Annotated in this window: 9 protein-coding genes; 7 read left to right on the top strand and 2 right to left on the bottom strand. The window is 47.6% G+C overall.

All coding sequences use genetic code 11. From position 1 onward, the window contains the following. Nucleotides 1-138 precede the first annotated feature (138 nt). Nucleotides 139-1,434 carry a histidinol dehydrogenase gene (hisD, locus tag NK638_RS10015; RefSeq protein ID WP_274632907.1) on the top strand — a complete coding sequence of 432 codons (1,296 nt, stop codon included), beginning with the start codon at nt 139-141 and terminating at the stop codon, nt 1,432-1,434. A gap of 109 nt (nt 1,435-1,543) precedes the next feature. Continuing rightward, on the top strand, nt 1,544-2,686 hold the full coding sequence (gene hisC, locus NK638_RS10010; RefSeq protein WP_274632906.1) for a histidinol-phosphate transaminase: 1,143 nt from the start codon (nt 1,544-1,546) through the stop codon (nt 2,684-2,686). Between the two features lie 64 nt (nt 2,687-2,750). Here hisC and NK638_RS10005 read toward each other — a convergent pair whose 3' ends face one another. Together NK638_RS10005 and NK638_RS10000 are read right to left on the bottom strand one after the other, a co-directional pair. Then, nucleotides 2,751-4,391, bottom strand: coding sequence for an anthranilate synthase component I family protein (locus tag NK638_RS10005; protein WP_274632905.1), 1,641 nt, complete (start codon nt 4,389-4,391; stop codon nt 2,751-2,753). A gap of 3 nt (nt 4,392-4,394) precedes the next feature. Further along, a complete protein-coding gene (locus tag NK638_RS10000; protein ID WP_274632904.1) occupies nt 4,395-5,630 on the bottom strand; it encodes a beta-ketoacyl synthase N-terminal-like domain-containing protein in 1,236 nt (411 codons plus the stop codon). 616 nt (nt 5,631-6,246) lie between these two features. Here NK638_RS10000 and NK638_RS09995 point away from each other — a divergent pair. The 5 genes from NK638_RS09995 to NK638_RS09975 form a co-directional block, all read left to right on the top strand. Continuing rightward, nucleotides 6,247-7,392 (top strand): EcsC family protein, encoded by a 1,146-nt coding sequence (locus NK638_RS09995; protein ID WP_274632903.1) that lies wholly within the window; start codon nt 6,247-6,249, stop codon nt 7,390-7,392. Between the two features lie 480 nt (nt 7,393-7,872). Further along, the gene (gene rpsL / locus NK638_RS09990; RefSeq protein ID WP_201573638.1) at nt 7,873-8,247 is read left to right on the top strand and encodes a 30S ribosomal protein S12; all 375 of its coding nucleotides are present in this window, start codon (nt 7,873-7,875) and stop codon (nt 8,245-8,247) included. Between the two features lie 206 nt (nt 8,248-8,453). Beyond that, nucleotides 8,454-8,927 (top strand): 30S ribosomal protein S7, encoded by a 474-nt coding sequence (gene rpsG, locus NK638_RS09985; RefSeq protein WP_105244196.1) that lies wholly within the window; start codon nt 8,454-8,456, stop codon nt 8,925-8,927. 342 nt (nt 8,928-9,269) lie between these two features. Continuing rightward, the gene (gene fusA, locus NK638_RS09980) at nt 9,270-11,396 is read left to right on the top strand and encodes an elongation factor G (RefSeq protein WP_274632902.1); all 2,127 of its coding nucleotides are present in this window, start codon (nt 9,270-9,272) and stop codon (nt 11,394-11,396) included. 236 nt (nt 11,397-11,632) lie between these two features. After that, nucleotides 11,633-11,716: GTP-binding protein (locus tag NK638_RS09975; protein ID WP_001029591.1), on the top strand; the 84-nt coding region annotated here is incomplete at its 3' end.

The following is an 11,716-nucleotide window of genomic DNA, read 5'->3' as shown; positions in this document are numbered from 1 at the left end:
CGGCGAATTATCTCATTTTTATCACCATTTTTAAAATGAGGACACGCCCTAGCCACAGATACGTATCACAGTATCAGACTCGCTTGTTTTTACTCGTTAATGTTCCGTAGCATACATGCTCAGATATAGGATTAGCTCATGCGCCAGTTAAGTACCCAAGATGCCGATTTTGATAGCCAGTTGACCGAGTTGCTTGCTTTTGAGACGGTCAATGATGCCGATTTGTTAACGACTGTTGATGATATCATCGCGCAAGTGCGTCATCAGGGTGATAGCGTGGTACTGGCATTGACTCAGCAATTTGACCAGCATCCAGCGACTACCATGCAAGAGCTAGAGCTATCTAAGGAGGCACTTGCTGAGGCCTTTGAGCAATTAGACGATACGGTGAAAACCGCCCTAAGCACGGCAGCTGCGCGCGTACAGAGCTTCCATGAGCGCCAAGTCCAAGACAGCTGGCAGTATGAAGATGCGCTGGGCAACCGTTTGGGACAAAAAATCACCCCGCTGGATCGCGTCGGCATCTATGTGCCAGGTGGTCTGGCCTCGTATCCCTCATCGGTTCTGATGAATGCCATCCCAGCCAAAGTCGCTGGCGTGAGTGACGTTATTATGGTCGTGCCATCGCCTAATGGTGTGCTCAATCCACTGGTGCTGGCCGCGGCACACTTGGCACAAGTGGACCGAGTCTTTACCATCGGCGGCGCCCAAGCGGTTGCTGCGTTGGCATATGGTACCGAGACGATACCAGCCGTGGACAAAATCACCGGCCCTGGTAATAAATACGTCGCTGCGGCCAAGCGCGCGGTATTTGGTCAAGTGGGCATCGATATGATTGCTGGCCCCTCTGAGGTGCTGGTGTACGCAGAAGGGCAGGCGCAAGATCGCGCAGATTGGTTGGCGATGGATTTGTTGTCACAAGCAGAGCACGACCGTATCGCCCAAGCCATCTTTGTAACGACCAGTCGCGAGCAGCTCGACGCGGTGGCAGCTGAAATCGAAAAAGCCTTGAGCGAGCTACCAAAAGCGGATATTGCGCGCGACTCATTACAAAACCGCGGCGCGCTGATTTTGGTCAAAGACCGTGCGGAGGGCATGGCAGTGATTAACCGCGTGGCGCCTGAGCATTTAGAGCTGTCGGTCGATGAGCCTGATGCCTTGCTCGCTAATATTCGTCATGCTGGGGCGATTTTTATGGGACGTCACACCCCTGAGGCCATCGGTGATTACTGTGCAGGCCCCAACCATGTACTACCGACATCGGGGACGGCGCGTTTTTCTTCACCGCTTGGTGTTTATGATTTTCAAAAAAAATCCTCTATCATCTATTGTAGCGAAGCGGGCAGTAAGCCTTTGGCCGAAACGGCAGATATTTTAGCGCAGCGTGAGGACTTAGAAGCCCACGCGCGCTCAGCTCGTTATCGTTATCAATAATCGGCGTGTCAGAGTGGCGTATGTGTTTACGCCAACGAGCAAGCGTTAGTTTTTTTAATATTAGGTCTGTAAACTTTGATAGTCTTTGTGGCTAATAGTAGGATAACTTATGAATGAGTTAAAGATAGATACCAGACTTTGGTCATCCAAAGCACGTAACTTGTCACCTTATGTACCAGGTGAGCAGCCGCAACACGACAATTTATGTAAATTAAACACCAACGAAAACCCGTTTCCACCCTCACCTAAAGTTGGTGAGGCCATTGCTCAGGTCTTAGCGCAGCAGGCGGATGATTTGCGCTTATATCCAGCGCCTGAGTCTGATGAGTTGCGCGCCGCTTTGGCTCAGCTATATGACCTTGATGCCAATCAAGTGTTTGTCGGCAATGGTTCAGATGAAGTGCTGGCGCTGGTATTTGCCAGTTTTTTCTTAAAAGAGCGCCCTGTGCTCTCGCCTGACATTGGCTATAGTTTTTATCCAGTGTATGCCCATACTTTTGGTATAGAGCTGGTGCAAATTGCGCTAGAAGACGATTTTAGTATCGATCCGGATGCTTATCGTCAGCCTTGTAGTGGCATCATTATCGCCAACCCCAATGCGCCGACAGGACTGCTATTATCGCTTGCGGATATTCGTAAGTTGGCAAGCGAGCATTCAAACTCGGTGATTGTGATTGATGAGGCGTATATCGACTTTGCGCAAGTAGAAGAGGGTAGTTTGGAGACTGAGGTTTCAGCTGTGAGTCTTATCAACGAGTGTGATAATATTTTGGTCACCCAAACGTTTTCCAAATCGCGCTCACTGGCAGGTTTGCGCGTTGGGATGGCCTTTGGCAATGCCTCATTAATTGAAGCCTTAACACGCATGAAAAACAGCTTTAACAGCTATCCGCTCGATAAATTGGCGCAAGCTGGGGCGACGGCGAGTGTGTTAGATGTAGAGTATTTTGAGCAAACGCGTCAGCAAGTGATTGATTTACGTGAGTCGTTGACGGCAGGCTTACAAGCATTGGACTATGAGGTGTTGCCTTCACATACCAACTTTGTGTTTGCGCGTCCTAAAGAGGGCAATGCCAGCGAGGTCGCCGCCGCCCTACGTGAGCAAGGCATCATCGTGCGTCATTTTGATAAGCCGCGCATCAATGAGTATCTGCGTATCACGGTCGGTACCGCCGAGCAGCACCAAAGATTGATAGCGGCGCTGACGGTATTGCATGTAGATAGCAATACGATAGATAGCGCTGTTGAGTAGGTAGCGCCAATCCCTATTGGTATCATAACGCCTGTCAGTATCATACTGTGCAGGCTTTTTTATGTCAGGGTTTTTGCGCCAGCACGTCCAATAGATTGCCCACTTTATCCAGACACTCTTGATACTCAGCATCGCAGTCAGAGGCCACCGTGATACCGCCGCCCGCCCATAAATTGACCTGCGTGTTTTGCTGCGGCGCATGGCGCGCTTGTAGAGTGCGTATCAGTACATTCCACTGTCCACTTCCATCAAAATTCATATAGCCCATGGTACCGCAGTATGCGCCGCGCGGTGCTTGTTCCAACTCAGAGATGATTTCGACAGCGCGTTTTTTGGGCGTGCCGGTGATAGAGCCTGCTGGCAAGCTGCCAAACAACACCGTAAGCGGATGGGTGTCGTCTTTTATCTCGGCGCGAATGGTGCTGACCATATGATGGACATTGCTAAAGCTCTCGATAGCAAACAGCTTGGGCACTTTGACGCTACCGATTTTGGCATACTTGCCCAAGTCGTTACGCAATAAGTCGACGATCATGACGTTTTCGGCGCGATCTTTTTCACTATCGATCAGCTGCTGCTTATAGGCATTATCTTGTGTGGGGTTGGTGCTGCGTGGCATGGTGCCTTTGATGGGTTTGGTGATGATATGATGTTTGCCGCTATTAGGTTCTTTGGTAAAGGTAAAAAACAGCTCAGGCGAGCAGCTTAATAGCTCAAATTGAGCGTTAACGCTATGCGGGTCACGAGCATCGAGGCTATTGTCGCTATTATCAAACCTATCGTCATCATGCGGCTGGGTTTGTAAGTACCCTGCAAAGGGCGCTTGGGTGTTTTGATGGAGCGCTGGCAAATAATCGATCAGACTTATGGCCTGAGTGGATGTACTCTCGCTCGACAGCTGTCCTGTCCATTTTTGGGTCAGGTTGATCTGATAGCAGTCGCCTTGCTCTAGGTAGTATTGGGTTTTATCAAAAGCGGCTTGATAATCATGTTGGTGCCAGCGCGGCTGCAGGTATAATGGCGCAGGCGTTTTTGCAATGCTATTAGTTGCTTTAGATAGCTGTTGTTCTAGTGAGTCTAAGCAGGATATCAGCGCGTCAAGCGTTGGGTCTGCCTCAGCTGCTGTATGTTGCCCTATAGTACGTAGTGCCCAGCCATGACCGCTATCGCAGGGCGTCAGATATATGTCGTAATGCCCCAATACCGCACAGGGCTGCGCCGCCAGCTCGATAGCGCCCGCTGGGCTCAGCTCGTGAGCTGCGATGTCATAGCCGATAAATCCTATCAGCCCGTGGTGATAGTGCGGTGGCGCGCTAGGATCTGCTTGGCTGTTTGTGTCGGTCTGATGGGTTTGACCATAGGCAATGAGCACTTCTTGCCATGCTTCATAGCTCATGGTGCGGTAAGTGGCCGCGTGCTTGTCGCCACGGCGGCGGCCAACGACGGTATAAACGGCAGGCTGTCGGGGCTCGGGTGTGGTCGCATAGACAGACCAAGCCATTTTGGGCAGCAAGCCAATCACTGGCCGTCCAGCATTGTTTAGCCAAACCAGTTGCCAGTTGGCCTGAGCGTCTTGCTTGAGCAAGTGCCGCTGCAGCTTTGGCAACAGCTCAGCCGCACCCAGCGCACCAAAATGCCAGCTAGGGTGAGTAGCTGGCGATGGGGTAGGGTTTATGTGATTGGTAGAATGAGTGTTTACAGGCATTATTTAGGCGTCAAACTTTTTGATGATTAATGTGGCATTGGTACCGCCAAAGCCAAAGCTGTTGCTCATGATGGTCTCAAGTGATGCGTCACGCTTGTCAGTAACGATATCAAAGCTTTTAGCAGCAGGGTCTAGCGCTTTGACATTGATGCTTGGGGCGATAAAGCCTTCTTGTAGCATAAGTAGGCAATAAATCAGCTCTTGCGCGCCGACAGCGCCGAGACTATGACCAGTCATCGACTTGGTAGAGCTGATCGCAGGTACTTTGCTGATATCACCATCAAACACCTGCGCGATGGCTTTGAGCTCGGTGATATCGCCCAGTGGCGTACTGGTGCCGTGGGTATTGATATAGTCGACGCTCTCTAGCCCTGCGTCTGCCAAGGCTTGTTGCATACAGCGCACTGCGCCTTCGCCGCTAGGGGCGACCATCTCAGCGCCATCAGAGCTGGCACCGTAGCCGACGATTTCTGCTAAGATATTGGCGCCGCGTGCCTCGGCATGTTCTAGGCTTTCGACCACCACCATCGCGCCACCTGCCGCGATGACAAAGCCGTCACGGTCTTTGTCATAAGCTCTAGAGGCAAGGGTTGGTGTGTCATTATATTGAGTACTGACCGCGCCCATGGCATCAAACATACAAGACTGGGTCCAGTGCTCAGCCTCACTACCACCAGCGAGTACCACATCGGCTTTGCCAAGTTGAATCAGCTCGGCGGCATGGCCGATACAATGTGTCGAGGTGGCACAAGCTGAGCTAAGAGAGTAAGACACCCCTTGGATTTTAAGTCCTGTGGCCAGTGCGGCCGATACCGAGCTGCCCATGGTTTTTGGTACCGCCATCGCGCCGACGCCGCGCAGACCTTTGGCGCGCATCGCATCGATGGCACTGACGATGTTTTCTGTCGATGCACCGCCCGAGCTTGCCACCACCCCAACTCGCGGGTTGCTATTGATGGTCTCAAGTGACAAGCCTGCATGCTCGATGGCGCTCAATGCACTGACATAAGCATAAAGGCTGGCGTCACTAAAAAAACGTTTTAGTTTACGGTCGATGCCACTGGTATCTAGTGTCGACTGATCAATACTGCCGCTGACCTGCGATTTAAAGTCGTGCTCAGCATAAGATTCGTTAAATGTGATGCCAGACTGTCCTTGTTTGAGTGCAGCAGTGACAGTGGCCAAATCATGTCCGATACAAGAGACAATCCCTGCTCCAGTGATAACAACGCGGCGCATATTCTATTCCTTCTGAGTAATAATTTTTAGTAATTGCTGTCCCTATATTTTACTTATAGGTCGTCTAGAGCGGGTTTTATTAAACCTCATCTTTGAGATGAGCAGGCTCTAGATAATGGTGCTGATAATAATAGTAAGTAAGTGATACGATAAGCTTGAAAGTATAGCACTTGAGGGCAGCGCATATGATACCGTATCAGTGCCCCAAAATCTTTGTACAAGTGCAAAATAACCACAAAACTGCCTCAAGCACCAAATAGCGCTACAGCTATCAGCAAAAGCGGCCAACAGTACATGCTTATTAAACCCATGCTCATCTGTCATCATAAGAGACAAAAACAGTTATAAACACGTTATACTTTTAGATACAAAACTGGTGACGGCAATAACATTGTTGACACTGACAGGCAGACAGATAATTGACTAAGATGACACATCTTCAAATACTATTTATCATATATGACGAGTTATCATGTATCACGAGCTTGGCGCATGACAAATAGCAATAACAAAACTAAAAAACACCACACTCAGCATAAAGCTGATAGGCGTTGATTGTTAAATAAATTGATTGTTAAATAATACAATAATCATTCATCATATTAAGGACAACCAGATGGCAAAGCGTAGCACTCTCTCGAAGGGCGTCAGCAGTATCGGCGCATTTACCCGCAATAATTTAGAGCGTATGGGCGCTGTGATTGATGGCATGAATGCCAAAACCAGCAAGCCGCGTCAATACAAAGCCGTAAATTTAGGGGACGACGACTATCAGCAAGACCTGTTTCGTGAGCAGACGTTAAAGGCCACTCAGCAGCTGCTTGGCCCACGTTTTGCTACTTATGGTAAATACGCCAAAAAAGTGGTGCCCAATAGCTTGTTTCAATCGACCCTTGATGGCGCATTTGCGCAAGTGGCCAAGCTCGCTTTTAACTGGAGTCAGATTGATTTGCCTCATGAGCATCGCTTTGCCAATATCGAGAGCTTAGATGACGAGCAGCGTTACGCCTTAGCGACAGATATCGCCAACCAAAACCGCGCACTTGCGACCATGGGCGGTCTGACAGGCTTGGCAGGATTGCCAGGACTGCTTGCCGACACTTTATGGTTGCTATTGGTTTCTCTACGTACCGTTTATCAGCTGGCGGCTGTATACAACAAACCGCTGACCGGCACGCAAGGCATCAAGATGGCTTATGAGCTGCTTGCCAATGCCGACCTGAGTAAAATGCAAGAAAAACAAGCGCTGCTGGCGGGTATAGGCATTGGTAAAGGGCTGCTAGACAATGCACAAAACAACGGCTTGCATAATGAGCTAAAAAACCTCGGCTTAAAAAATAAAAACGTCAATTTTTATGCCGAGCAAGTAGACCGCGTCGCCAGTCAAGTGGGTATTGATTTAGACCAGATTAACTTGTCATGGGTGCGCCGCTTACTGCCCGCCACCGCTGTCGTTATCGGTATGCGTTACAATAGCCAGCTGATTGATGAGGTCATCGGCGTGGCGCAAGCAACCTTTGCCCCAGAAGCCAAATTGGCAAACCGTGCTATCACTGATGACAGTAGTAGTGAAGTTAAGGTCGATAAAGCCGGCGATAATGCGCAAAAAACAGATGAGCAGGCTGAGCAAACAGACGCAAAAAACACAGACACAGCAAAAGAGTCAGCGAAAAAGGACGCTGAAAATAAAGATATTAAAGGCAAAGAGCATAAAGACACAGCAGATAAAAAGTCTGCAGAGCAATCGTCCGCTGATAAGTAGGCGCAGCAGCCATATATTACTTAGGGGCGCGTTAGAGAGATAACGGGCGGGCCTTGGTCTCTAGGCGGATTCTAAGCGAAGTCTATGTCTAGCGCAGAAGGCTTCACACGCACTTGAAAAACGCGCCGATGTCGCCATTTATCTTGTACAAGTTTTATCTGCTTGCCTGCTTTGTTTATTTTTTTTGCTTATTTACTGGTTTGCATACGACCATGTTGTGTTAGGCGCTTAGCCAATACTTTAGTGGTTCTCGCTGCATGATAGTTAGCGAAAAACAGATAAAGTGTTATAGTAAGCAGCTGCATGCATATCTACCACAGGTTGTAAAGTGAAACCATTCATAAGTGGTTGAAATAGCAGCAACAACTCTTTATAATACACTGTCCTAAAAATGGGTGCGTCAAAATCTGGCATTTATGTCAGATAGCTGGCGTGTTTCCCCATTTTTTTGTTTTATACCAAACGGGAGAAGGATGCCTTATGGCAACAACTAACCAATTGATTCGTAAAGGCCGCAAGTCCATCAAGGAAAAGTCAAAAGTTCCTGCGTTGGAAGCGTGCCCACAGCGCCGCGGTGTATGTACTCGCGTATATACTACCACGCCAAAAAAACCAAACTCTGCCATGCGTAAAGTATGTCGTGTACGTTTGACTTCAGGCTATGAAGTATCAAGCTACATCGGCGGTGAAGGTCATAACCTACAAGAGCACAGTGTTGTTCTTATCCGTGGTGGTCGTGTAAAAGATCTACCAGGTGTACGTTATCACACCGTTCGCGGTGCACTTGACTGCGCAGGCGTTAAAGACCGTAAGCAAGGTCGCTCTAAGTACGGTGCTAAGAAGCCTAAAGCTTAATAACTAAACGTTATTTGCTTAGCTTTTAGTACTACCCAATAACTGTGCATGGGTTCGGTGTCGATGGTAATTAGATTGATAAGATGTAACTTACCCTTAAACATACCACCATGCAGTAAGGCTAACTGACAACTCATCACTATGCTCTATGATGACAAGTATGATGTTGTGAATGTTGGACACTCCTGAAGACAAGGAAATTTATTATGCCAAGACGTCGCGTCGTTGCTGCCCGTGAGATCCTACCGGATCCTAAGTTTGGTAGCCAAACTGTTGCAAAATTCATCAACCATGTAATGAGTCATGGTAAAAAATCTACTGCTGAGCGTATCGTTTATGGTGCACTTGAGACAGTTAGTGCAAAACGTAATATCGAAGATCCAGTAGCTTTCTTTGAAGAAGTCTTAGAAAACGTACGCCCAATGGTCGAAGTAAAAGCTCGCCGTGTGGGTGGTGCTACCTATCAAGTACCAATGGAAGTACGCCCCTCCCGTCGTACTGCATTGGCAATGCGTTGGTTAGCCGAAGCTGCTGCTAAGCGTTCTGAAAAATCAATGTCTCTACGTTTGGCAGGCGAATTGAATGACGCTGCTGACGGTAAAGGCGCTGCCATGAAAAAGCGTGACGAAGTTCACCGCATGGCAGATGCCAACAAAGCATTCTCACATTACCGTTTCTAAGCTGCTTTTTAATAGTAGCTTGAGACTAATGGCTCATGCTCATTAGTCCTACATTGTTGTTTATTCTACTGATTGCCGCCATCATCGTTCCGTCATATATAAATGTTATTTATTAATGACTGAGGTGGCGGACATCTATCAAGATGTTTCTCTGAGAAGTACAGTTTTTGCTAGAGAACATCCCGAATTTTATGCTGTAATATTCTTAGTATTTGCTCTTTTGTTGTCCGTATTAGGCCCAATAATCAGTAAGTAATATCACGAAGCCCACCGCTTTGTCATAGAGTATTAGGCAGAGACACAATACATTATTATATACACGAATTTCCCTAGGAAAACACTATGGCTCGTAAAACTCCCCTAAAGCGCTATCGCAATATTGGTATCTCAGCGCACATCGATGCTGGTAAGACGACCACTACTGAGCGTGTTTTATTCTATACCGGTGTTAGCCACAAACTTGGCGAAGTACATGATGGCGCAGCCACTATGGACTGGATGGAGCAAGAACAAGAGCGCGGTATTACTATTACCTCAGCAGCAACAACTTGTTTTTGGTCAGGTATGGCTAAGCAGTTTGACGAACACCGCATCAACATCATCGATACCCCAGGTCACGTTGACTTCACTATCGAAGTTGAGCGTTCTATGCGTGTTCTTGATGGCGCTTGCATGGTTTACTGTGCAGTAGGCGGCGTTCAGCCACAGTCTGAGACCGTATGGCGTCAGGCAAACAAATACAAAGTACCACGTCTTGCGTTTGTTAACAAAATGGACCGTGTTGGTGCTGATTTTTATCGCGTTATCGATCAAATCAAAACGCGTCTAGGCGGCAAGCCAGTACCATTGGTTATCCCAATCGGGAAAGAAGATGACTTTGAAGGCGTTATCGATCTAGTCACCATGAAAGCTATCTATTGGGACGAAGCGTCTCAAGGTATGCAGTATGAAGAGCGTGAGATTCCAGCTGAGCTACAAGACAAAGCAGAAGAATACCGTGAGTATCTCGTAGAAAACGCTGCTGAAGCTTCAGAAGAATTGATGAATGAGTATCTTGAAAATGGTGAATTAACTGAAGAGCAAATCCACAGCGCACTTCGTCAGTTGACTATCGACAACGAAATCATCCCAATGCTTTGTGGTACTGCCTTTAAAAACAAAGGTGTACAAAAGATGCTAGATGCGGTTATTCAGTATCTACCTGCACCAATCGACGTACCAGCAATCAGTGGTATCTTGAACGATAAAGATGAAACTGAAGCGACTCGTGAAGCTTCTGATGATGCACCGTTCTCAGCACTAGCATTCAAAATCATGAACGATAAGTTCGTTGGTAACCTAACTTTCGTTCGTGTCTACTCAGGTGTGGTTAAGCAAGGCGCTAGCGTTTATAACCCAGTAAAAATGAAGCGTGAGCGTGTTGGCCGTATCGTACAGATGATGGCAGACTCTCAACAAGAGCTAGAAGAAATCCGTACAGGTGATATCGCCGCATTGGTAGGTATGAAAGACGTAACCACGGGTGATACGCTTTGTGACGAAAACAACGTCATCACGCTAGAGCGTATGGAATTCCCAGATCCAGTTATCTCTCTAGCAGTTGAGCCAAAGACCAAAGCTGACCAAGAAAAAATGTCAATTGCTCTAGGTCGTTTGGCCAAAGAAGATCCATCATTCCGCGTTCGCACAGACGAAGAGTCTGGTCAGACCATCATCAGTGGTATGGGTGAGCTACATCTTGAGATCTTGGTTGACCGTATGAAGCGTGAGTTTAACGTAGAAGCAAACATCGGTGCGCCGCAGGTTGCTTATCGTGAGACCATTCGTACCTCAGTTGAACAAGAAGGCAAGTTTGTACGTCAGACTGGTGGTCGTGGTAAATTCGGTCACGTTTGGCTACGTCTTGAGCCGCTTGATCCAGCGGGCGAAACTGAATACGAATTCGCTGAAGAAGTTGTTGGTGGTGTGGTACCAAAAGAGTATCACGGTGCGGTCGACAAAGGTATCCAAGAACGTATGCAAAACGGCGTACTTGCAGGCTACCCAGTGGTTGGCGTAAAAGCGACCTTGTACGATGGTTCTTACCATGACGTCGACTCGGATGAGCTATCATTTAAAATGGCTGGTTCAATCGCGTTCCGCAAAGGCTTCTTGGCAGCAGACCCAGCACTACTTGAGCCTGTGATGAAAGTAGAAGTTGAAACGCCAGAAGAATATATGGGCGATATCATGGGCGATCTAAACCGCCGCCGCGGTATGGTCCAAGGCATGGAAGACTTGCCTGGTGGTACTAAGCAAATTCGTGCTGAAGTACCATTAGCAGAAATGTTTGGTTATGCCACACAAATGCGCTCAATGTCACAGGGCCGTGCAACTTACTCAATGGAATTCCAGAAGTATGCTGAGATTCCAAAATCAGTTGCAGAATCTATCATCTCTAAGTACAACTCTAAAGATGATGACGAGTAAATAACGCTCATAAAATGACAATATAAAGCATATCTTTATATTGTCAGCGAAGAATCCGCCAATAACTTGTTAAAAGACTTGTTATTGGCCGTGATTTTCTTATAATATCTGCACATTAGTATGTGCAACCTTTTAACAATTATTTTAATGTGGTCTCTACTGCTTTAGCTTTTATCTATATGAAATTTAATATTTATATCAGTTAAGCGCCGACCCCAAAAAAAGAGGAATTACCCATGGCAAAGGCCAAGTTTGAACGCAACAAGCCACACGTCAACGTCGGCACCATCGGACACGTTGACCACGGTAAAACAACCCTA

This window comes from Psychrobacter sp. A3 (assembly GCF_028823565.1).
GTDB lineage: Bacteria > Pseudomonadota > Gammaproteobacteria > Pseudomonadales > Moraxellaceae > Psychrobacter > Psychrobacter celer.
The sequence above is the reverse complement of the archived record's forward strand: the minus strand, read 5'-3'. Positions and strand labels throughout refer to the sequence as shown.